The following is a 22,009-nucleotide window of genomic DNA, read 5'->3' as shown; positions in this document are numbered from 1 at the left end:
CAACACCCATATTCCAGCACGCAACATCCGTGGTTCTCCCATGTCAAGCAATGCCAGATTTTAGAGGCACGAAGTGCACTGCTTCGAGCAAACTCTGTTGCAAACCCTGGGGCGTTTTATCAATCACCACCAGCGCTTGCTGGCCTTTGGTGGTTTGCATGGGAGCAACGATGCGTCCGCCCACCGCCAACTGGTCAATCCAAGCTTGTGGCACCGCCTCACCCCCCGCCGCCGCAATGATGGCACTGTAGGGAGCGCCCTTGGCATAACCCAACATGCCATCGCCAAAGATCACATGAACATTGGGCAAACGCAAAGGCCTGAGATTTTCACGTGCCTTGTCATGCAAGCCGCGCAGACGCTCAATGCTGTACACCTCACGTGCCACGTGCGACAACACTGCCGCCTGGTAACCACAACCTGTTCCGATCTCCAGCACACGGCCCATGCTTGGTTGACCTTGCAAGCCTGGCGCCTCGCGCAACAGCGCAATCATGCGAGCCACCACATTGGGTTTGGAGATGGTTTGCCCCAGACCAATCGGCAAGCTGGTGTCTTCGTAGGCTTGATTCACCAAGGCACTGTCCACAAAACGGTGCCGCTCGGTTCGCCCCATGGCATCCAACACGACCGTGTCTGTCACGCCTTGTTCAGCCAGTTTTTGCACCATGCGAGCGCGCACCGCTGACGAATCCAAACCAACCCCCGTCGGGCTGGCGATAGGACTTGGCTTAGCACGTAAAGGCGATTGGGGGGTCAGCACACGTGTCGCGCCCAGCAAGGTTTTGGGCGTGGCCGATGACTTGCCCACGTCATCCAAACGCGCAGGAAAACTGGGGCGCTGCTTCATTCGACTGCCTTGGTCAAGCGCTGGTCCCACGCCGACAACTCGGCATGCTCAGTCAGATCCACATGCAAAGGAGTCACCGAGAGATGCCCTTGAAATGTGGCGTGAAAGTCTGTGCCATCGCTGTCGTCTTTGGCTCGCCCTGCGCTACCGATCCAATACATGGTTTGACCGCGTGGATTGACCTGCGTGATCACACGCTCAGCCGCATGACGGCGCCCTAAACGGGTCACCCGGACGTCTTTGATTTGATCCAACGGGCGACTGGGAATGTTCACGTTCAACAACCAAGGGGAGGCACCAGTCAAACCATCCTGACTCAATTGTTGAATCAAGGTGCGTGCAGTGACAGCTGCTGCGTCCAAATGGGCCCAGCCCTTCTCAACTTGCGAAAACGCAATGGCAGGAATACCAAATAAGTAGCCCTCCATGGCTGCCCCTACGGTGCCCGAATAAATGGTGTCATCTCCCATGTTCGCGCCATCGTTGATGCCAGAAACCACCAAATCAGGCTTGTAGCCCAACAAGCCCGTGAGCGCGATATGCACGCAATCAGCCGGCGTGCCGTTGACGTAGCGAAAACCGTTGAGCCCCTGGTACACATACAACGGCGAATGCAGCGTCAACGCATTCGACTTGGCGCTGTTGTTTTGTTCGGGGGCCACCACCTCAACATGACCCAAATCTTTGAGCGCCTCATACAAGGCCACGAGCCCTGGCGCTTGGTAACCGTCGTCGTTGCAAATCAGAATATTCATGGAAACCTTGAGGATTGATACGAATTGTAGGGTTGCATGCCATACACCTATCATCCGCAGACCCATTCAAAGGAGAACTGTGTGCACGCCTGGCTTTGTAGCAACCCGATTGGTGTCGATGCCCTGAATTGGCAAGAACTCCCCACGCCCACACCCGGCCCTGGACAAGCGCTGATTCACATCGAGGCAGCGAGTTTGAACTTTCCCGACTTGCTGATCGTGCAAAACAAATACCAAATGAAACCGCCCCTGCCCTTTGTCCCTGGGTCTGAATATGCAGGCGTTGTACTAGCCCTGGGCGAAGGCGTCACCCACTTGCGCATCGGTCAATCGGTGGCCTGTTTGAGTGGCACGGGTGGTTTTGGCACCCATACCTTGGCCCCAGCCAAGCTGTGCATGCCGCTGCCCGAGGGGTTTCCTGCGGTCGACGCAGCCGCCTTCATCATGACTTACGCCACATCGCACCATGCGTTGATAGATCGCGGTCAACTCAAAGCAGGAGAAACCGTCTTGGTGCTCGGTGCTGCGGGAGGCGTAGGAACCGCTGCCATTCAAATTGCCAAGGCAGCCGGTGCACGTGTCATTGCAGCCGCATCCACCGACACCAAATGCGCGCTGTGCCTGTCGCAAGGGGCCGATGCCACCATCAACTACAGCACACAAAACTTGCGCGAAGCCTTGAAGTCGCTGACCGATGGCAAAGGCCCTGATGTGGTGTATGACCCGGTTGGTGGAGAAATGGCGGAACCCGCCTTCAGGTCTATCGCGTGGCGTGGCCGTTACTTGGTGGTGGGCTTTGCCGCAGGGCCCATACCGGCCCTGCCCTGGAATTTGGCACTGCTCAAAGGTGCCTCCATCGTCGGCGTGTTTTGGGGCGACTTTTCAAGACGCGAACCGCAAGCCAATGCAGCCATGATGCAAACCTTGGTGCAGTGGTACGAGCAAGGCAAGATCAAGCCCGTGATCGACCACACATTGCCTATGTCAGAACTCAAACAGGCTTACGCCGAGATGGGATCGCGTGGAGTGATGGGCAAGCTGGTGATGGTGAACTGACCGCAGAAAGCGGTCAGTCAGCGCAAGGCTCAGCCGTGGGCCTTGTTGTAGTTGGCAATGCCATCCAAAATTTCTTGCTTGGCCGACTCAGGACCTTCCCAGCCCTTGACCTTGACCCACTTGCCCTTTTCAAGGTCTTTGTAATGCTCAAAGAAATGCGCGATGGTGCGCAAGCGCAGCTCGTTCATATCTTCGGGCTTTTTCCAATGGCTATAGATTGGCAAAATTTTGTCCACTGGCACAGCCAGCACTTTGCCGTCTTGGCCGCCTTCATCTTCCATCAACAAGATCCCGATCGGGCGGCATGACACCACGACGCCGGGGATCAGCGGGAATGGGGTAATCACCAGCACATCCACCGGGTCACCATCGCCAGCAATGGTCTTGGGTACATAACCGTAGTTGGTGGGGTAGTGCATGGCGGTACCCATGAAACGGTCCACAAAAATGGCACCGGTTTCTTTGTCCACTTCGTACTTCACAGGATCCGCGTTCATCGGGATTTCGATGATCACGTTGAAAGCTTCGGGGACATTTTTACCGGGAGTGACGTTATCTAAGGACATGGTGTCTCGTTGTGAAGGTTGAAAGAAACGCTAAGGATTAACCCCGATTTTACTTTCACAGGCCTTTCGCCCCTCCAGCTTTGCTTTAAAGTGGCCGAGTTGGCCAATCACAGCGGCAGGGTTTGACTCGGTGGCTGGAGGAAGCAACGCAGCGGTGGCGCCTATGCAACCCAAGCGTTGGCACCTCCTTCCTGGGAAACAACACTGAGGAGAACTTCTCTTATGTCTGCCAACACTGCGCTTCTTTTTGCGCTTGGTTGTGGTCTGCTTGCCGTGGTTTACGGTTTCTGGGCCCGATCTTCCATTCTCGCCATGGACGCCGGCAATGCCCGCATGCAAGAAATTGCTGCGGCCATTCAACAAGGCGCCGCAGCTTATCTGGCCCGCCAGTACCGAACCATCGCTTTTGTCGGCGTGGTCTTGGCCATCTTGATTGCTTTCTTTCTGGGTATGCAAACCGCCGTCGGCTTTGTGGTCGGTGCCGTCCTCTCTGGTGCGTGTGGCTTTATTGGCATGAATGTGTCCGTCAAAGCCAACGTGCGCACGGCGCAAGCGGCCACCCATGGCATTGGTCCAGCCCTGGATGTCGCGTTCAAAGGCGGGGCCATCACTGGCATGCTGGTGGTAGGACTCGGACTGCTGGGGGTCGGCGGCTTCTATTGGTTCTTGGTCGGCAATGGCAACCTCACCCCAGACAAAAATTTGGCTGAAATGCTCAACCCGTTGATCGGATTGGCCTTTGGCTCGTCACTCATCTCCATCTTTGCCCGTTTAGGAGGAGGCATCTTCACCAAAGGCGCCGACGTGGGTGCAGACCTGGTGGGCAAGGTTGAAGCGGGTATTCCAGAAGATGACCCACGCAACCCAGCGGTGATTGCCGACAACGTGGGCGACAACGTAGGCGACTGTGCGGGCATGGCGGCCGACTTGTTTGAGACCTATGCCGTCACACTGATTGCCACCATGGTGCTGGGCGCTTTGGTGGTCGCCAGCGCCCCAGTCCAAGCCGTGCTCTATCCCTTGGTACTGGGTGGGGTGTCCATCATTGCTTCGATCATTGGCTGCTTCTTCGTCAAGGCCAGCCCCGGCATGAAAAACGTCATGCCAGCGCTCTACAAAGGCTTGATCGTGGCGGGCTTGCTCAGCTTGATCGCTTTCTACTTTGTCACAAAATCCATGATGCCCGATGACGCCTTGGGCGCTGGCACCCAAATGCGTTTGTTCGGTGCCTGTGCCGTGGGCTTGGTACTGACAGCTGCGTTGGTGTGGATCACCGAGTACTACACCGGCACGGACTACGCACCGGTCAAACATGTGGCGCAAGCGTCCACCACGGGACACGCCACCAACATCATTGCCGGCATTGGCGTCTCGATGAAGTCCACCGCCTGGCCCGTGCTGTCGGTGTGTGCCGCCATCGTGGCAGCCTACAGTTTGGCGGGGCTGTACGGCGTTGCCACCGCAGCCACCGCCATGCTCAGCATGGCGGGCATTGTGGTGGCCTTGGACGCTTATGGCCCCATCACCGACAACGCAGGTGGCATTGCTGAAATGGCCGAATTGCCCAGCAGCGTGCGTGACGTGACCGACCCATTGGACGCCGTGGGAAACACCACCAAAGCCGTGACCAAAGGCTATGCCATTGGCTCTGCCGGTTTGGCCGCGTTGGTGCTGTTTGCCGACTACACCCACAAGCTTGAGAGCGCGGGCAAAGCCGTGACTTTTGATTTGTCTGACCCGATGGTCATCGTCGGCCTGTTCATCGGGGGCTTGATCCCTTACCTCTTTGGTGCCATGGCTATGGAGGCTGTGGGTCGCTCTGCCAGCGCGGTGGTCGAGGAAGTGCGGCGCCAGTTCCGCGAGATACCCGGCATCATGGAAGGTACCGCCAAGCCCGAATACGGTCGTGCTGTGGACATGCTGACCACAGCCGCCATCAAAGAGATGATGATCCCCTCTTTGCTGCCCGTGGTCGCCCCCATCTTGGTCGGGGTGGTGCTTGGCCCCAAAGCCTTGGGCGGTTTGTTGATGGGCACCATCGTGACAGGGCTGTTTGTCGCCATCTCCATGTGCACAGGCGGCGGCGCTTGGGACAACGCCAAGAAGTACATCGAAGACGGCCACCACGGCGGCAAGGGCAGCGATGCGCACAAAGCGGCTGTCACAGGAGACACCGTGGGCGACCCCTACAAAGACACGGCAGGCCCAGCGGTCAACCCTTTGATCAAGATCATCAACATCGTGGCCTTGTTGATCGTGCCCCTGCTATGACTTAGCGCAAACGCTCTAACCCGGCAAAGCCACTGACGCAAGTCAGTGGCTTTTTGCTTGGCGAATACACGTCACACCCCATTGATCCGGTGGTACACCCTCATGCACAGTGACCGTGAGGGCGGTGTCCAACCAAGACCATTGAACGGCACACATCTGCCCATTCTTCAACGCCACAATGCCCTTCAAGCGCACCAAATCGCCCGACAGCAACGACGTCAACTGGGCCTGCAACGCAGCCAGGTCCTCAAACGCCTGGGTGGACACAAAGTCCGCATGCAAGGCATGCGAATGCACGGCTGGGCCAACCGATGACGACAACGCATCATCTGACGGTGCAGGCAACGGATGACTGGCCTTGCACACATCACGCCAACCTAACCCGGCATGCGCCGATCGCAGCACATGGGCTTGTGAATGCATGGACATCAATTGCGCGATCAGCTCGTTGGGATCAGCCGCATCGGTTTTGGTCACGATCAAGACATCCGCAGCACGAACTTGCGCCACAGCTTCTTGAGACGAGCCTAGCAGCGCACAGCCATGGGTGGCACTCACCGTCGATAACGTGGACTGCAAGGCATAACGCTCGCGCAAGAATGGATGGCGACGCAAGGCATCTTGTATCGGTCGAGGATCAGCCACGCCTGTGGTCTCAATCACCACGGCATCAAAGCGGGGTCGGCGACGATACAACCGGTCCCACCACAGCTCAGACAAAGTGTCTTCAAGCCCTTCTAGACCGGCACAACACACACAAGCCCCAGTCAGAACAGAAGCACTGTCCACCACAGAGGCGACCAAGGTGTTGTCCATTCCGACCTCACCGATTTCATTGATCACCAAGGCCGCATGGGCAAGTGCCGGATCGCGCAACCAATTCAGCAACAAGCTTGTTTTGCCAGACCCCAAAAAACCTGTCAGCAACCAAACCGGGATCGGCTTGCTTTTCATGGCACGCGCTTGTCGTACCCAAGTTGGGCTGAAATCGTCTGTGCCGTGCGGGTCACCTGCGGGGCCAACTTGCGCAACTGAGTCTTGCCTAATCGGTGTATTGGCCCCACCACGCCAACAGCCGCCACGACTTCACCATTCGCACCAAAGATCGGGGCAGCGACACCACACATCGCGTGTTCGCTTTCTTCTTGATCCACGGCATAGCCTTGCGCAAGAACCTCTGCCAACTTGGCCATCAAGACTTTCTTGTGGGTGATCGTGAACGGCGTCCTGTTGACTAACTTTTCAGAAAGAACACGAGTGACCACGGCAGCTGGGCTGTGAGCCAGAATTGCACGCCCTTCAGAGGTACAAAAAGCTGGCATCCTGACCCCTAAATAAGACCTTGGTCGAATGGCATGCGGGCTTTCAATATTGCGCAGGTACAAAATTTCGTCGTCATTGAGCACTGCCAAATGCACGGTCTCTTGGGATTGCTCCGCCAAATGGCGCAAGTGCACCGCAGCCTGCTCCGCCACATCCATGCGCCGTCGCACCATCGTCCCCATCGAAAAGAGCAGCAAGCCCAAACGGTAACGACCGTTGTCCTGGTTTTGCTCCAGAAATCCCTCCAGCACCAAACTGCTCACCAAGCGGTGAACTGTGCTTTTGGCCACACCCAGATGCCTTGCCAAATCGGTGATGCCCCACTCTGGCTCTTCGGCGGTGAACACCTTTAACAAGCGCAAGGCATTGGTCACCGACGACAGCGCAGCAGCAGGAAGGGGGCTGGACATGCGCATCACGCCCAAGGATCAATCGTCATATGAATAGCGCCCTCGACGCCCTGCCCCACCAAAGAACGCAAGGCCAAATCGGTTTGGCCAAGGTCAAACACATGCGTGCTCATGGCACACACGTTGTGTCTGTTCGAAGCAATCAGTTGCAAGGCCAACTCCACCGACTGGTAAGAGTGGCCGCGCATGCCCTTGACCGTCAAGAAATTGGCAATGATGCGATCGCTTTCAAACTCGGGAATCACTTGACGCTTCTGGCCAGCCAGGATGACGCGGCCTTTTTTACGTGCTAGCCGAATCGCACTCACCACCGATTGCGGTCCACCCGATGCACAGTCAATCACCAAATCAACCATGCGTCCATGGGTGAGCTCGGCCACGGTTTCCAACACATCATGGGTCTCAATGTCGATGGTGTGGTGTGCCCCCAACCGTTTGGCCATGGCCAAGCGTTGCGTGTCCGTCGGATTTGACAGTCCGGTCACGATGATCTGCTCGGCCCCAGCTTCACGCGCAGCCACCACGCACGCCAGCCCTTGCTGACCCGGTCCTTGGATCAACACCGTTTGGCCAGGCCCCGCACCGCCTTGCAAGTAAGTCCACTCAATGCCGTTCGACAGCGGCAAAGCCAGCGCGGCGTGACGGGCCGACACACCGCTTGGCACCCGATGGAACACCGTGTTGAGATGCAAGTACTGATGACGTGCAAAACCACCCCACAAGCCAGGAGACACCGACAAAGCCGTGGCGCCGTAACGCAGGCCTCCCAGGCGCCAATCGGTGGCATCGCACAAGCGGAAGTCGCCACTGCGGCAATGCTCGCAATGTCCACAGGGCAAATACTCCTCCAGCGCCACCAAGTCGCCCTCTTTGACGCCCCATCGGCCAGCCGCGATCGATCCAATCGCGCGCACATGCCCCACCGTTTCATGCCCCAAAACCAGCGGCCCACGCGAGACTGGCAAATTGCTGTAGTAACCCCAATCACTGCCGCAGACCCCAGTGGTCACGACTTCCAAAATACCCGCGCTCGCGTCTGGAGCCGGCACATCGAGCTCGCGCAGCTCTGTGCGCGTCGTGGCAAGAGCAACTGCTGCCAGTGTTTTCATACCGTCGTGTGCGGTTTACCGGGCTCGGCACGAAAAGAATCGCGCGCAGCCTCATGAAAAATTGCCGTGTCTGGAAGAACCGTGGCAACCGATCTGATTTTCTGTTGCTCGGGCAAATTACCAGGGGGTGGCGTGCCGTTTTCAGCCAGCGCTTTGGCCGCGGCCATCAGCCGGCGGCGGGTTTGCACAATGCCCCGGTCGGTGAAGGTCAGGTGCTCACGTGTGCGGTCCTGGATCGGCCCCATGCTCTCTTGCAATGAGGCATCCTGAATCGCAATGCCCTCCACGCCGCTGTACAGCTCGCCACTGCGCTGCTTTTGTCGGTCCATGAGGTAATCGTTGGTCTTGTTAGCCAAGGGAATGAACGTGCCTGGCACATACTTGCAATGGATACCAGCGCCGTTGCGCATGGCATCCACCTCCTCTTGGTGAAGTGGTCGAGTCGGGTGGTAGTCAAAGCTCCAAGCCCAGCAGTTTTCGTCGTCAATCGGCACCCAAAAATGCCCATGAATCGGATGGTCTGCGCGCGGCGGAACCATGGTGAAGCAAGGCATGATCCAAGGTGTGACACGCCAGTACGAATGGCCTGGTTCAGCCTTGCGACGCACGCCAATCAACAAACCGCCGTCGGTGTCGACCACTTCAAACTGCGGACGCAAGTCGTTCATGTTGTAGTCGTTGCCTTTGGAGCCTTTGAACAAAGGATCGTTCTTCAGCCCGCCCCGATGCAAGAACGACACATGACTAGAGTCGATCCCGCCCTCTAAGGCCTGCAACCAATTGCATTCTTGCAAACGCTTGGTGGTGAAGCTGTGGCTGCGTGGCACCGTTGCGAACTCCCACTCTGGCAGAGCGGGCTGCAACTCGGGAGGGCCCATGTAAATCCAGATCACCCCGCCACGCTCAACCAAGGGATAAGACTTGAGCTTGATGCGCTTGCACAACTGGCTATCTTCAGGCTCAGACGGAACGTCCACACACTGACCATGAATATCGAACTTCCAGCCATGGTAGGGACAACGCAAACCGTTTTCCTCATTGCGACCAAACCACAAGGACACACCTCGGTGGGCACAAAACTCGTCCATCACGCCCAGTTGCCCATCGGTATTTCGAAACGTGATCAGACGCTCGCCAAGCAGTTGCAATCTGACAGGTTCGCAATCTGGCTCAGGCAGCTCTTCAGACAACAAGGCGGGCAACCAGTAACGCCGAAAAAGCTCCCCCATCGGTGTGCCTGCGTTGGTGCGTGTGACGAGCTCGTTTTGTTCAGCGTTCAGCATAGAAGTCTCCTTGTTCCTTATAGAGGAACATCATTCCTCTTTCTGGAACGATGATAGCATTTCAGTTAATTTTTAATAGCCATCCAAAAAGGATCGTTGTGTTGAAAAAAATACTGTGCGTCTCCATTTTGTGGCTCGTTTGCAGTGGTCTACAAGCCCAGCCAAACGTCACCGACTGGCCCAACAAACCCGTGCGCATCGTGGTCCCCTATGCGCCAGGAGGCACATCCGACACGCTGGGTCGCTTGATCGCACAACACCTGCAAACAGTGTTCAAGCAACCCTTCGTGGTCGACAACAAAGGCGGCGGCGGCGGTGTGATCGGCTCCCAAATGGTGGCCAAGTCTGCCCCCGATGGCTACACCTTGGTGGTGTCTGGCATTGGCTCGCACGTGATCGCTCCGGCGTCCAACAAAAGCATGGACCCGCTCAACGACTTCACACACATTGCCTACCTCGGGGGGCCGCCATTGGTGTTGGTGGTCCATCCCAGCTTGCCGGTGAACTCAGTCAAAGAACTCATTGCTTACAGCCAAACCCTCAAAGAAGGTTTGAGCTGGGGCTCACCAGGCATCGGGACACACGGGCATTTGGTGGGTGAGCTGTTTGCCAAGCGCACCAACATCAACCAAACACACATCAATTACAAAGGGGCTGCGCCCGCCATTGCCGACTTGATTGGCAATCAGATTCCAGTCACCTTCACGACCTACACATCTGCCAGCGCATTCATCAAATCAGGCAAGGCACGCGCACTGGCCATCAGCGCAAGCAAACGTCTGCCCGATCAACCCAATGTGCCAACTTTTGCAGAACTAGGCTACCCAGAACTTAGTTCGACCACATGGTTTTCTTTGTCAGGTCCCGCCGGCATATCGCCTGCCCTTGCAGAAAAAATCAATGCCGAGGTTCGTCGTGGTCTCAAAACCGAAGCTGCGCTGAAGCAGTTGGCCAAAGAAAACATTGAAACCCAAGACTGGGACATGGCTACCTTCACCCGCTACATGCGCAGCGAAATCGACCGCTGGTCGCCACTGGCAAAAAGTGTCGAGGGGTTGCGCTGAAAGCGCTCAGCGACGTTTAGATTGAGACTTCACAGCCGCACACGCACGCGCGCCCTGAACTCTTGGCCAAGTAGAGCTGCGCGTCTGCTGCGGTCAACAATGCCGTCGCATTGACAGACGCGTTGCCTGATACAGCCGCCACCCCCAGGCTGATGGTGACGATGTTTGAAACCTCAGAGTTTTCGTGCGCAATCTTCAAGTCTCTGACACTTTGTTCAAGCTGATTAGCAATCAACATGGCGGCGTCAAAATCCGTCTCGGGCAGCAGGCAAACAAACTCCTCCCCGCCGTAGCGCGCCAACAAATCTGCAGGACGCTTCAAACTCGCGCGCAGTTGCTTGGCAATGGTTCGCAAACATTCATCACCGCCTTGATGGCCGTAGAAGTCGTTGTAACGCTTGAAATAATCAATATCGAGAATGATCAAAGCAAGGGGGATTTTCGTTCTTCTGGCACGCGCCATTTCCACTTGCAGTTGCTGATCAAAATACCGGCGGTTGTAAACACTCGTCAGCCCATCCAGAAAAACCAAATGACTCATGATGTCAGATTGCTTTTTGATGGTCAGGTGTGTCTTGACACGGGCACGAACCACCGATGCGTTCACAGGCTTGGTGATGAAATCCACAGCGCATTGCTTGGTAGTGCGCCTTTTTTTATTTACAGTGTTTTTGAAATACTTTCGCGTGCACGACCATGCATGGATGTCAAATGCAAAAGCCGTTACTGCATCAATCAGTAACGGCTTTTATTTGGAGGCGCGACCCAGAGTCGAACTGGGCTAAACGGATTTGCAATCCGGTGCATAACCGCTTTGCTATCGCGCCATGTCTTTGACGAAAAAGGGAAGCGGTTGCTTCCCTTGTCAATTTGGAGCGGGAAACGAGGCTCGAACTCGCGACCTCAACCTTGGCAAGGTTGCGCTCTACCAACTGAGCTATTCCCGCAGAGCCGCTATTGTAACGCGTTTTTAAAGCGAAACACAAGCGCTTACAAAAATCAATGCTTGACCGCTTCGTTTTTGGGCGTTTCCGTGGCCGCTGTTGCCGCTAAAGCAGGCGCTTCGTCAGGCAACGGCGTGGGCATACGCTCAAGAGCGATCTCTAGCACTTTGTCGATCCACTTGACAGGCACGATTTCTAAGCCGTTTTTCACGTTTTCGGGGATCTCTTGCAAATCTTTGATGTTCTCTTCTGGGATCAACACCGTCTTAATCCCACCGCGTAGAGCAGCCAAGAGTTTTTCCTTGAGACCGCCAATCGCTGTCACCTCACCGCGCAGCGTGATCTCACCGGTCATTGCCACATCAGCGCGCACAGGAATACCTGTCAAGGCCGAAACCAAAGCAGTGGTCATCGCAGCACCTGCGCTAGGACCATCTTTCGGGGTCGCACCATCTGGAACGTGGATATGAATATCGCGTTTTTCAAGCAAGTCGTCAGAAATACCCAAACGACGTGCTCGGCTGCGCACGACGGTGCGAGCGGCTTCAACAGATTCTTTCATCACATCGCCCAAAGAGCCTGTGCGTGTGATGGTGCCCTTGCCCGTCATGATGGCAGCCTCGATGGTGAGCAAGTCGCCTCCAACTTCCGTCCATGCCAGACCCACCACTTGCCCCACTTGGTTTTGCTGTTCTGCACGACCATAGGTGTATTTGCGCACCCCTAAGAAGTCGGGCAAATTGTCAGCATCCACTTTGACCTGTGGCTTCATTTGTTTGAGCAGCAAGGCCTTGACCACTTTGCGACAAATCTTGGACAACTCGCGTTCGAGCGAACGAACGCCTGCTTCTCTTGTGTAGTAGCGCACGATATCGCGCACAGCAGACTCGTCCACCACCAACTCTTCGTCTTTCACACCGTTGTTTTTCATCTGCTTAGGCAGCAGATATTTCATGGCAATGTGCGTTTTTTCGTCTTCGGTGTAGCCCGACAGTCGAATGACTTCCATGCGGTCCAACAGCGCAGGGGGAATGTTCATTGAGTTGGATGTAGCAACAAACATCACGTCGCTGAGGTCGTAGTCGACTTCAACATAGTGATCCCCAAACTTGTTGTTTTGCTCCGGATCCAATACCTCGAGCAAAGCGCTGGATGGATCGCCACGGAAGTCTGTTCCGAGTTTGTCCACTTCGTCCAACAAGAACAGGGGGTTGCGTGTGCCCACTTTGGTCAAGCTTTGCAAGACCTTGCCAGGCATCGCACCAATGTAGGTGCGGCGATGGCCACGAATTTCTGCTTCATCGCGCATGCCACCCAAAGCCATGCGCACGTACTTGCGCCCAGTCGCCTTGGCAATGGATTGACCAAGCGAGGTTTTACCCACGCCAGGAGGTCCCACCAAGCACAAGATAGGGGCTTTGACTTTGTCAACGCGTTGCTGAACCGCGAGGTATTCCAAGATGCGGTCTTTGACCTTGTCGAGCCCGTAGTGGTCCTCGTTGAGCACGTCTTCGGCATTGCCCAAGTCATGTTTGATTTTTGTTTTTTTGCTCCAAGGCAAGCCCACCAAGACATCAATGTAGTTACGCACCACACTGGCTTCAGCCGACATAGGAGACATGAGCTTGAGTTTCTTCAGCTCTGCATCAGCCTTCTTGCGGGCCTCAACAGGCATGCGTGCAGCTTTGATCTTTTTCTCGATCTCTTCAATGTCTGCACCCTCCTCGCCTTCGCCCAATTCTTTTTGGATGGCTTTGACTTGCTCGTTGAGGTAGAAATCGCGTTGGTTTTTTTCCATCTGGCGTTTCACACGGCCACGGATTTTTTTATCAACGTTGAGGATGTCCACTTCCCGTTCGAGTTGCTCGAACAGATTTTCCAGACGATCACGCACCAAAGCCAAATCAAGCACCACTTGCTTGTTTTCTAACTTGAGTGGCAAGTGCGCCGCGATGGTGTCGGCCAAACGACCGGGATCGTCAATGCTGGCAATGGAGGTCAAGATTTCTGGAGGAATCTTTTTGTTCAGTTTGACGTACTGGTCAAACTGCTGCATCACAGCGCGGCGCAGAGCTTCAACCTCGCTATCGGTCTCGGCGGCGAGCACCTCCACAGGTGTCAAATTGGCCGTGAAATGCGATTCGCCATCTTCGATACCGTTTACGCGTGCGCGTTGCTGCCCCTCGACCAACACTTTGACAGTGCCGTCAGGCAGTTTGAGCATTTGCAAGATGGTGGAAACGCACCCGACCTCGAACATATCAGCGACGGATGGCTCATCTTTGGCGGCAGCTTTTTGAGCCACCAGCATGATGCGCCGATCCGCGGACATGGCAGATTCGAGCGCTTTGATGCTCTTGGGGCGCCCGACAAACAGCGGAATCACCATGTGCGGGAACACCACCACATCGCGCAAGGGCAGCAGTGGCAGATCGATCGGGGTAGCAGGCAGCGGGGGTTGTCCAGACATGGTCAGCCTTCCAATAAAAAGGGGACAAGCACTTTCGCCGTCCCCGAGATGAATCTTTTAGGCCTTTTTGGCGGCCTCTCGGTACACCAACAAAGGGGGTTTATTTTCGTCGATGGTGGCTTCTTCAACCACCACTTTCTCGACATTCGTTGTGTTGGGTAATTCGAACATGGTGTCGATCAGCGATTGTTCAAGGATGGAACGCAAACCTCGGGCACCAGTTTTACGCGCCAAGGCTTTTTTAGCAATTGCTCGCAGGGCACTGGGGCGGACTTCAAGCTCAGCGCCTTCCATCGCAAACAGCTTGCCGTATTGCTTGATCAAGGCATTCTTGGGTTCAGTCAAGATTTGCACCAAGGCGTCCTCTGTCAACTCGGCCAAGGTCGCCACCACAGGCATACGACCCACAAGTTCTGGAATCAACCCAAACTTGATGATGTCTTGCGGTTCCACCTCACCGAACACTTCGGTCAAGCTGCGGCTTTCTTTGCTCTTGACCGTGGCACCGAAACCAATGCCGGAAGCTTCGGTACGGCTTTCGATCACTTTCTCAAGACCGGCAAATGCACCGCCACAAATGAACAAGATGTTGGTCGTGTCAATTTGCAAAAAGTCTTGGTTGGGGTGCTTGCGCCCACCCTGCGGTGGAATGCTGGCCATGGTGCCCTCAATCAACTTGAGTAAGGCCTGCTGCACCCCCTCACCTGATACGTCGCGGGTGATGGATGGGTTGTCAGATTTGCGCGAAATCTTGTCGATTTCGTCGATGTACACAATGCCACGCTGCGCGCGCTCAACGTCGTAGTTGCAGCTTTGCAGCAATTTTTGAATGATGTTTTCAACGTCTTCACCGACGTAACCGGCTTCGGTCAAGGTGGTGGCATCGGCCATGACGAACGGCACGTCCAACATGCGTGCCATGGTTTGGGCCAGCAAGGTCTTGCCAGACCCGGTAGGGCCGATCAACAAGATGTTGCTTTTGGAGAGCTCGACATCTTCTTTTTTAGCGCCTTCTTTGTGCTTCAAGCGCTTGTAGTGGTTGTACACCGCCACAGCCAAGGTGCGTTTGGCAGGCTCTTGTCCAATGACGTAGTTGTCAAGGTTCGCTTTGATTTCTGCCGGGGTAGGTAAATCACCGCGTGTCTCTGCGGCCAGATCGCCAGCAGGCAACTCGTCTCGAATGATCTCGTTGCACAAATCGATGCACTCATCGCAAATAAAGACCGAAGGTCCTGCAATGAGCTTTTTTACCTCGTGCTGACTCTTACCGCAGAAAGAACAGTAGAGGTTTTTTTCGCCAGAAGCGCCTTTTTTGTCGGCCATGAAATTGCTTTGAGAAGGTGCTAAAAAATGTTGAGTCGATGATACCCAAATCAAAAGCGGCGCTTATGGGTACGATGACCCAAAAAAGACGCCGCCTTAGAAACCAAACGCTGCGTATTAGGCGCGTTTGTTGATCACTTGGTCGACCAAGCCGTAGTCCTTGGCTTCGTCAGCACTCAGGTAGTAGTCACGTTCGGTATCACGCTCGATTTTCTCAAGTGGTTGCCCTGTACGCTCAGCCAAGATACGGTTGAGCTGCTCACGTGTTTTCAAAATTTCACGGGCGTGAATTTCGATTTCGGTGGCTTGGCCTTGCGTACCGCCAAGGGGCTGGTGAATCATGACTTTCGAATTAGGCAACGAGAAGCGCTTGCCCTTCTCGCCTGCAGCCAGCAAGAACGCGCCCATACTGGCGGCCATACCAATACACAGGGTGGAGACTTGAGGCTTGACGAAATTCATCGTGTCAAAAATCGCCATGCCCGCGCTCACAGAGCCGCCAGGTGAGTTGATGTAGAGCGAAATGTCTTTGTCAGGGTTTTCGCTTTCCAAAAACAACAACTGCGCCACCACCAGATTGGCGGTTTGGTCGTTGACTGGACCGACCAAAAAGATCACGCGCTCTTTGAGCAGGCGTGAATAAATGTCATAAGACCGCTCGCCGCGGCCCGACTGCTCGATCACCATGGGAATCATTCCCAGGGCTTGTGTGTCCAGTGCGCTCATAGTGTTTCCTTGTTGACGAAGACAGATCAGGATTGGCCCATCAATTCGTCGAATGACACGGCTTTGGCCGTGACTTTCGCCTTAGACAAGATGAAGTCGGTCACATTGTTTTCAATGACGATGGCTTCAACTTCGCCCAAACGGCTCATGTCGCTGTAATACCACTTGACCACATCGGCAGGTTTTTCGTAGCTTGAGGCCAACTCTTCGATGTGCGCTTTGATCTGCTCAGCTGTGGCGTGCAACTCATGATTGCGCACCAACTCAGCCACCACCAAGCCCATGCGAACGCGCTTTTCAGCTTGTGGGCGGAACACGTCGTCAGGGATGGGGGCTTTGTCAGCATCTTTGATGCCACGTGCTTTCAAGTCTGCACGGGCGCCTTCGATCATGCGGTCCAGCTCAGCTTGCACGCTGGCCTTGGGTAAATCGAGTTCAGCGACAGTCACCAAAGCGTCCAAAGCAGCTTGCTTGTTGCGGCCCAGCAAGCGGAACTTCACTTCGCGCTCCAAGTTGTTTTTGATGTCAGCGCGCAAGCCTGCTACGGTGGCATCAGCCACGCCCAAGGACTTGGCCAACTCGTCGGTCACTTCTGGCATGTGAGCTGCTTCAACCTTTTTCAAAGTCACCAAGAAGTCGGCTTGTTTGCCCGCCACTTCTTTGCCGTGGTAGTCGGCGGGGAAATTCAGCGGAAAGGTTTTGCTTTCGCCCGACTTCATACCGCGCACCGCATCTTCAAATTCCTTGAGCATTTGGCCTTCGCCAAGCAAGAACTGAAAGTCTTCGGCTTTGCCGCCTTGAAAAGGCTCTCCGTCAATCTTGCCTTCAAAGTCAATGGTCACGCGGTCACTGTCCTCAGCCGCCCCCGTCAACCCACGCTGCGCGAAGGTACGACGCTGTTTGCGCAAGATTTCAATGGTTTTGTCGATGGCGGCATCGGTCACTTCAGCAGAAGCTTTTTCCACGTCAATGCTGGCCAAGTCACCCATCTTGACTTCAGGGTACACCTCGAAAATCGCCTCGAAAGCCATTTGGCCCTCTGGAGAGGCTTCTTTTTCAGAGATACGGGGCTGACCAGCGACACGCAGCTTGGCTTCATTGGTGGCAGCTGCAAAAGCTTCGCCCACCTTGTCGTTCATGACTTCGTAGTGGGTGGAATAACCATAACGTTGTGCCACGATGTTCATCGGCACCTTGCCGGGGCGAAAGCCGTCGATCTTGACTTGACGGGCGACGCGCTTGAGGCGGGCATCCACTTCCTTGGCAATGACATCCACCGGCAACGTGAGGGTGATCTTGCGTTCCAGTTTTTCCAAAGTTTCAACGGTCACAGCCATGCGGTTTCTCCTAAATTGGCATTGTCAGCAACAGCCCTCAATGGGCCAGTTGCCATGAATCATGGTGCGCGGGGCGGGACTCGAACCCGCACATCCTTGCGGACGTCAGGACCTAAACCTGGTGCGTCTACCAATTTCGCCACCCGCGCGGGTTTTTTCAAAGAACAACGGGCGGTCTTTGTGCAAGACCACCCGCTTGAAATCGGTCAACCTATTATTTTATCCGTTTACGCCGCTGGTTTTGGCCGCTCGACTCGGAACCAGGCAGCGTACATGGCGGGCAAAGACAACAAGGTCAACACCGTTGCCAGCGCCAGCCCCCCCATGATGGCCACAGCCATAGGCCCCCAAAACACGCTGCGGGTGAGAGGAATCATGGCCAATACGGCGGCGGCTGCAGTCAACACAATCGGTCGCAAACGCCGCACAGCGGCTTCCACAATGGCCTCCCAAGCCGCCACCCCGTTGGCACGGTCTTGTTCAATTTGATCAATCAAAATCACCGAATTGCGCTGAATCATGCCCATCAACGCGATCACACCCAGCAACGCGACAAAGCCAAAGGGGCGATCCAGCGCAAGCAAGGCTGCGGCTACTCCGGCCAATCCCAGCGGCCCAGTCAAAAACACCAGCAGCGCACGACTGAAGCTTTGCAACTGCAGCATCAACAAGGTGAAGGTGATGAACAACATCATCGGCATCCCTGCCGAGATGGAGCTTGAGCCTTTGGCACTCTCCTCCACCGCACCCGCGACCTGAATGCGATAGCCTGAATCTTGGGTTTGTGACCATTGCGCTTCCAACTTTCGAAGATCTGGTAGCAGCTGATCAGTCACCGTCGCTCCTTGCAAACCTTCAATGATGTCGCACTGCACCGTGATCGCGTATTCACGCCCTTCACGCCACATCACCCCAGGCTCCCAAGAAAACACGGGTTTGGCGATTTGCGTCAGCGCCACCATGCGACCACTGGCCGTCGGGACATATGCATTGGTCAGGTCACTGATGGCGTCACGCTCATCGACGGGTTGACGCAAGACGATGTCAATCAGTTTGTTGTCTTCACGGAATTGCTCAACCGTGGAGCCGACCAACAACGTACGGGCAGCTTGGGCCAACGATTGGCTAGTCACGCCCAAGGTACGCGCCTTGGCCTGATCAACCTCCAAGCGAATCACTTTCACCGATTCATTCCAGTTGTCGTTCACGCCACGCGCTGCGCTGTTAGCACGCATCACTGCCTTGACCTCGTCAGCATGTTCACGCAAAACCTTGGGATCAGGTCCCACTACCCTAAATTGCACGGGGTATGCAACGGGTGGCCCGCTGGGCAACAGCTTTACACGGGCACGCGCCTCAGGAAATTCTTGCGCCAACATGGTAGGCAGCGCCAAGCGCAAGGACTCTCGACGCTTCAAATCTTCTGGCACCACGATCAACTGCGACACATTGGTCTGCGGAAATACTTGGTCGAGTGGCAAATAAAAACGTGGAACACCTGAGCCAATCCAAGAACTGACTGTTTGCACGCCGGCTTCTTTGAGTAAGCGCTGTTCCACCGCTTGCGTCACGCTCTCGTTGAGTTTGAAAGAGGTGCCTTCAGGAAACCACAGATCCACCAAAATTTCGGGGCGACTCGAATCGGGGAAGAACTGCTGTTGCACACGCCCCATCCCCACCAGCCCCAAGACAAACAACAACACAGTGATGCCAATGGCCTTCCAGCGATGCACCACACACCACATCACCGCCCGGCGAAAGTGCGTGTAGAACGGGCCATCGAACAACTCGTGCTCAGCATGGGGCTTCACATTCAGCAACAAGGTCCCCAAGTAAGGCACAAAGTAGACCGACACCCACCAGCTCAGCACCAACGCAGCCACGGTCACCGCAAAAATGGCATAGGTGTACTCACCCACCGTTGAATTGGCCATGCCAATGGGCAAAAAACCAGCGGCGGTGATCAACGTGCCTGTCAACATCGGCATGGCGGTGACTTCATAGGCAAAGGTGGCCGCACGCACACGGTCATAGCCCTCTTCCATTTTGCGCACCATCATCTCCACGGCGATGATGGCGTCGTCCACCAGTAAGCCCAAAGCGATGATCAAAGATCCGAGAGAGATTTTGTGTAGACCAATGCCTAAATAATGCATCGCCAAAAAAGTCATGGCTAACACCAAAGGAATCGTGATGGCCACAACCAAACCCGGGCGAATGTCTACATGCCAGCCGAACCGTCCACCTTTGTGCAGGCCGAGCGACACGAAACTCACCAACAGCACAATCAAGACAGCCTCAATGAGCACTTGAACAAACTCCCCCACGGAGCTCATCACGGCCTTGGGCTGGTCTTGTACCTGCACAAGTCGCACCCCTGCAGGCAAAGTTTGTTCTATTTTTTGAGTCGCGACCTTGAGCGATTTACCCAAAGCGATGATGTCGCCCTTCTTGGCCATTGAAACACCCAAGGCAATCACAGGTTGGCCCTGGTGATGCACTTTGACAGAGGGCGGATCAATGTAGCCACGCTGCACAGTGGCAATATCCCCCAAGCGCAACTGTTGGCCCGAGCTGCCGCGAATCGGCATGGCTCGCAATTGCTCCGCCGTCTCGAACTGGCCTTCAATACGCACTTGCAACACATCCAGAGGCGCTTGCACCGACCCCGCGTTCTCGACAGCGTTTTCTTGTCCCAACTGTGCCAGCACCGCATTCAAGTCGAGGCCAAGCTGCACCAAGCGCTTTTGTGGAATTTCGATGAATATCTTTTCGTCCTGCACGCCAAACTGTTCCACCTTGGCCACATCAGGCACGCGCAGCAGCTGTTGCCGCACATCGTCGGCAAAGCGTTTCACTTCGGCAGGCGTGAAACCTGGCGCATCCAGTGCATAAATCACACCAAATACATCACCAAACTCGTCATTGAAAAAAGGGCCTTGCACACCCGCTGGCAAGGTGTAACGAATGTCGCCAATCTTTTTTCGTACGGTGTACCAGGCATTGGGCACATCGCTGGGTTTTGTTGAGTCTTTGAGTTGAAAAATGATTTGTGACTCACCTGGCTTGGAGTAACTGCGGATCTTGTCCGCATAAGGAACCTCTTGCAGCGTTCGCTCCAATTTATCAGTCACTTGTTCTGCCACTTGCTGCGCCGTGGCACCAGGCCAATAGGCACGAACCACCATGGCACGAAAGGTGAAAGGCGGGTCTTCGTCTTGACCCAACTGGAAATAGGCTGCGATGCCCAACACCATCAACACCACCATCAGGTAGCGGGTCAGCGCAGGATGTTCCAGGGCCCATTGAGATAAGTTGAATTTATTCATGCTCAATCTCACTTGCGGGCCTGGTAAAGCGAGACCTTTTGTCCCGGGTTCAGCACATGCACGCCCGACACCACCACTTGGTCGCCATTCTTCAGCCCGGCGCTGACCACAGCATCGTTGCCATCAGCAGTATGGACATCGACCGCTTGTGGTTTCACCGTCATGGTTTGCGGGTCAAGCAACCAGACCGATGTCGCACCGCCCTCTTGACGCAAGGCGCTGGTGGGCAACTTCACCACGGCAACACCAGACGCAGCCGCCATAGAAGGCAAAGTCACCGTCACGGTAGCACCCAGCACCACATCGGCCTCATCGCGCCCTAAGCCAGACGGCAACATCGCTTTGACCACGAAAGAGCGGGTCACAGGATCGGCACTGGCGGATACATCACGCACTTTGGCTTGCAAGGTTTTGCCGCTGTTCCACAGCCGAACCGCCACAACGCTTCCTGGTTTGAGGGCCGGCAGTTTGTCTTCTGGCACCGAGAACACCACATCCCGTGGACCGTCCAGCGCCAGCCTTACCACCGACTGGCCGGCGGCCAAGACTTGACCTGCACTGGCGTCCACCGCAGTGATCACGCCTGCGCCATCCGCCAGCAAGCGGGTGTAGCTTGACTGGTTGCCTTGCACTGCGTTTTGGGCTTGCGCCTGTTGCCATTGGGCCTGAGCAGATTTGTACGCGGCCTCACGACGCTCCAACTCGGCCGAACTGATGAAGCCTTGTTTGTATAGATCTTGATAACGCTTCAAATCAGCCCCAGCCAAATCACGGTTGGTCTGCGCCACCAACACTTGTGCTGCTGTGGCATCAGATGCCAAACGGTAGTCTTGTGCATCAATGTGCGCCAGCTCTTGGCCTGCTTTGACACGTTGTCCCAATTCGACTGAACGGCTGAGTAATTTTCCAGCGATGCGAAAACCCAAACCTGTCTCCACGCGCGCACGAATCTCACCCGAAAATTCCAAATCCAAATCTGAACTCACCGACCCCACGGTCATGACCTTCACAGCGCGCACAGGTTCTTGCAAAGGTTCAGCCTTATGACAAGCCGACAGCATCAGCGCACACAGGGCAGACACCACAAAGTAAATCAAAGTAGAGAATTTGTACGGCATAAAGTATTCAAAAATTTAATGACTGACTGGTTAGTAATTCTAGCGAGTGAAAAAAAACTGTCAAGCGACAATCCC

Annotated in this window: 17 protein-coding genes and 3 tRNA genes; 3 read left to right on the top strand and 17 right to left on the bottom strand. The window is 55.3% G+C overall.

The genetic code is table 11. The features are described from left to right. Nucleotides 1-43: 43 nt before the first annotated feature. Together B9Z41_RS01265 and surE are read right to left on the bottom strand one after the other, a co-directional pair. Entirely contained in the window at nt 44-850 is an 807-nt protein-coding gene (locus B9Z41_RS01265; RefSeq protein ID WP_100144202.1) for a protein-L-isoaspartate(D-aspartate) O-methyltransferase, read from the bottom strand. Further along, on the bottom strand, nt 847-1,605 hold the full coding sequence (surE, locus tag B9Z41_RS01260) for a 5'/3'-nucleotidase SurE (protein WP_100144200.1): 759 nt from the start codon (nt 1,603-1,605) through the stop codon (nt 847-849). The genes B9Z41_RS01265 and surE overlap by 4 nt, the downstream gene beginning before the upstream one ends. Nucleotides 1,606-1,686: 81 nt before the next feature. Between surE and B9Z41_RS01255 the strand changes: the two genes are divergently transcribed. Then, nucleotides 1,687-2,661: an NADPH:quinone oxidoreductase family protein gene (locus B9Z41_RS01255; protein ID WP_100144198.1), complete on the top strand. Its 975-nt coding sequence runs from the start codon at nt 1,687-1,689 to the stop codon at nt 2,659-2,661. A 29-nt stretch (nt 2,662-2,690) separates the two neighbouring features. On the opposite strand, the gene ppa is transcribed toward B9Z41_RS01255, so the two are convergent. Continuing rightward, the gene (ppa, locus tag B9Z41_RS01250) at nt 2,691-3,227 is read right to left on the bottom strand and encodes an inorganic diphosphatase (protein ID WP_100144196.1); all 537 of its coding nucleotides are present in this window, start codon (nt 3,225-3,227) and stop codon (nt 2,691-2,693) included. Between the two features lie 222 nt (nt 3,228-3,449). Between ppa and B9Z41_RS01245 the strand changes: the two genes are divergently transcribed. Next, nucleotides 3,450-5,498, top strand: a complete 2,049-nt coding sequence (locus B9Z41_RS01245) for a sodium-translocating pyrophosphatase (RefSeq protein ID WP_100144194.1) — start codon at nt 3,450-3,452, stop codon at nt 5,496-5,498. A gap of 42 nt (nt 5,499-5,540) precedes the next feature. On the opposite strand, the gene B9Z41_RS01240 is transcribed toward B9Z41_RS01245, so the two are convergent. From B9Z41_RS01240 to B9Z41_RS01225, 4 genes are read right to left on the bottom strand one after another with little or no spacing between them, the layout of a single operon-like run. Further along, on the bottom strand, nt 5,541-6,452 hold the full coding sequence (locus tag B9Z41_RS01240; RefSeq protein ID WP_100144192.1) for a GTP-binding protein: 912 nt from the start codon (nt 6,450-6,452) through the stop codon (nt 5,541-5,543). Continuing rightward, the gene (locus tag B9Z41_RS01235; RefSeq protein ID WP_233202451.1) at nt 6,449-7,231 is read right to left on the bottom strand and encodes an IclR family transcriptional regulator; all 783 of its coding nucleotides are present in this window, start codon (nt 7,229-7,231) and stop codon (nt 6,449-6,451) included. The genes B9Z41_RS01240 and B9Z41_RS01235 overlap by 4 nt, the downstream gene beginning before the upstream one ends. Before the next feature lie 5 nt (nt 7,232-7,236). Then, a complete protein-coding gene (locus B9Z41_RS01230; protein ID WP_100144188.1) occupies nt 7,237-8,340 on the bottom strand; it encodes a zinc-binding dehydrogenase in 1,104 nt (367 codons plus the stop codon). After that, on the bottom strand, nt 8,337-9,623 hold the full coding sequence (locus B9Z41_RS01225; RefSeq protein WP_100144186.1) for an aromatic ring-hydroxylating dioxygenase subunit alpha: 1,287 nt from the start codon (nt 9,621-9,623) through the stop codon (nt 8,337-8,339). Before B9Z41_RS01225 ends, B9Z41_RS01230 begins: the two co-directional genes overlap by 4 nt. Nucleotides 9,624-9,724: 101 nt before the next feature. Here B9Z41_RS01225 and B9Z41_RS01220 point away from each other — a divergent pair, with 101 nt between their 5' ends. Next, nucleotides 9,725-10,687, top strand: coding sequence for a tripartite tricarboxylate transporter substrate binding protein (locus tag B9Z41_RS01220; RefSeq protein ID WP_158236107.1), 963 nt, complete (start codon nt 9,725-9,727; stop codon nt 10,685-10,687). Nucleotides 10,688-10,703: 16 nt separating this feature from the next. Here B9Z41_RS01220 and B9Z41_RS01215 read toward each other — a convergent pair whose 3' ends face one another. The 10 genes from B9Z41_RS01215 to B9Z41_RS01170 all read right to left on the bottom strand — a co-directional run bounded on the left by B9Z41_RS01215 (nt 10,704) and on the right by B9Z41_RS01170 (nt 21,934). Then, nucleotides 10,704-11,315 carry a diguanylate cyclase gene (locus B9Z41_RS01215; protein WP_100144182.1) on the bottom strand — a complete coding sequence of 204 codons (612 nt, stop codon included), beginning with the start codon at nt 11,313-11,315 and terminating at the stop codon, nt 10,704-10,706. 125 nt (nt 11,316-11,440) lie between these two features. Continuing rightward, nucleotides 11,441-11,514: transfer RNA gene (locus B9Z41_RS01210), tRNA-Cys, on the bottom strand. 44 nt (nt 11,515-11,558) lie between these two features. Beyond that, a tRNA-Gly gene (locus tag B9Z41_RS01205) sits at nt 11,559-11,634 on the bottom strand. A 52-nt stretch (nt 11,635-11,686) separates the two neighbouring features. Continuing rightward, on the bottom strand, nt 11,687-14,101 hold the full coding sequence (gene lon / locus B9Z41_RS01200) for an endopeptidase La (protein WP_100144180.1): 2,415 nt from the start codon (nt 14,099-14,101) through the stop codon (nt 11,687-11,689). Between the two features lie 57 nt (nt 14,102-14,158). Further along, nucleotides 14,159-15,424 carry an ATP-dependent Clp protease ATP-binding subunit ClpX gene (gene clpX, locus B9Z41_RS01195; RefSeq protein ID WP_100144178.1) on the bottom strand — a complete coding sequence of 422 codons (1,266 nt, stop codon included), beginning with the start codon at nt 15,422-15,424 and terminating at the stop codon, nt 14,159-14,161. Between the two features lie 117 nt (nt 15,425-15,541). Continuing rightward, on the bottom strand, nt 15,542-16,150 hold the full coding sequence (gene clpP, locus B9Z41_RS01190) for an ATP-dependent Clp endopeptidase proteolytic subunit ClpP (protein ID WP_100144176.1): 609 nt from the start codon (nt 16,148-16,150) through the stop codon (nt 15,542-15,544). Nucleotides 16,151-16,176: 26 nt separating this feature from the next. Continuing rightward, complete coding sequence (tig, locus tag B9Z41_RS01185; protein WP_100144174.1) at nt 16,177-17,487, bottom strand: trigger factor; 1,311 nt, start codon at nt 17,485-17,487, stop codon at nt 16,177-16,179. A 62-nt stretch (nt 17,488-17,549) separates the two neighbouring features. Continuing rightward, a tRNA-Leu gene (locus B9Z41_RS01180) sits at nt 17,550-17,636 on the bottom strand. A 78-nt stretch (nt 17,637-17,714) separates the two neighbouring features. Further along, a complete protein-coding gene (locus tag B9Z41_RS01175) occupies nt 17,715-20,816 on the bottom strand; it encodes an efflux RND transporter permease subunit (RefSeq protein WP_100144172.1) in 3,102 nt (1,033 codons plus the stop codon). A gap of 8 nt (nt 20,817-20,824) precedes the next feature. After that, nucleotides 20,825-21,934: an efflux RND transporter periplasmic adaptor subunit gene (locus B9Z41_RS01170; RefSeq protein ID WP_100144170.1), complete on the bottom strand. Its 1,110-nt coding sequence runs from the start codon at nt 21,932-21,934 to the stop codon at nt 20,825-20,827. Nucleotides 21,935-22,009 lie beyond the last annotated feature (75 nt).

Origin of the sequence: Limnohabitans sp. JirII-31, from assembly GCF_002778315.1 — a bacterium.
Lineage (GTDB): Bacteria > Pseudomonadota > Gammaproteobacteria > Burkholderiales > Burkholderiaceae_C > Limnohabitans.
This window is presented reverse-complemented; position numbering and strand designations above follow the sequence as displayed.

What these genes read in the sequence shown, in the direction of transcription:
- B9Z41_RS01265 (WP_100144202.1), bottom strand. Translation starts at nt 850, where the DNA reads ATGAAGCAGCGCCCCAGTTTTCCTGCGCGTTTGGATGACGTGGGCAAG.
- surE (WP_100144200.1), bottom strand. Translation starts at nt 1,605, where the DNA reads ATGAATATTCTGATTTGCAACGACGACGGTTACCAAGCGCCAGGGCTC.
- ppa (WP_100144196.1), bottom strand. Translation starts at nt 3,227, where the DNA reads ATGTCCTTAGATAACGTCACTCCCGGTAAAAATGTCCCCGAAGCTTTC.
- B9Z41_RS01245 (WP_100144194.1), top strand. Translation starts at nt 3,450, where the DNA reads ATGTCTGCCAACACTGCGCTTCTTTTTGCGCTTGGTTGTGGTCTGCTT.
- B9Z41_RS01240 (WP_100144192.1), bottom strand. Translation starts at nt 6,452, where the DNA reads ATGAAAAGCAAGCCGATCCCGGTTTGGTTGCTGACAGGTTTTTTGGGG.
- B9Z41_RS01235 (WP_233202451.1), bottom strand. Translation starts at nt 7,231, where the DNA reads ATGTCCAGCCCCCTTCCTGCTGCTGCGCTGTCGTCGGTGACCAATGCC.
- B9Z41_RS01230 (WP_100144188.1), bottom strand. Translation starts at nt 8,340, where the DNA reads ATGAAAACACTGGCAGCAGTTGCTCTTGCCACGACGCGCACAGAGCTG.
- B9Z41_RS01225 (WP_100144186.1), bottom strand. Translation starts at nt 9,623, where the DNA reads ATGCTGAACGCTGAACAAAACGAGCTCGTCACACGCACCAACGCAGGC.
- lon (WP_100144180.1), bottom strand. Translation starts at nt 14,101, where the DNA reads ATGTCTGGACAACCCCCGCTGCCTGCTACCCCGATCGATCTGCCACTG.
- clpX (WP_100144178.1), bottom strand. Translation starts at nt 15,424, where the DNA reads ATGGCCGACAAAAAAGGCGCTTCTGGCGAAAAAAACCTCTACTGTTCT.
- clpP (WP_100144176.1), bottom strand. Translation starts at nt 16,150, where the DNA reads ATGAGCGCACTGGACACACAAGCCCTGGGAATGATTCCCATGGTGATC.
- tig (WP_100144174.1), bottom strand. Translation starts at nt 17,487, where the DNA reads ATGGCTGTGACCGTTGAAACTTTGGAAAAACTGGAACGCAAGATCACC.
- B9Z41_RS01175 (WP_100144172.1), bottom strand. Translation starts at nt 20,816, where the DNA reads ATGAATAAATTCAACTTATCTCAATGGGCCCTGGAACATCCTGCGCTG.
- B9Z41_RS01170 (WP_100144170.1), bottom strand. Translation starts at nt 21,934, where the DNA reads ATGCCGTACAAATTCTCTACTTTGATTTACTTTGTGGTGTCTGCCCTG.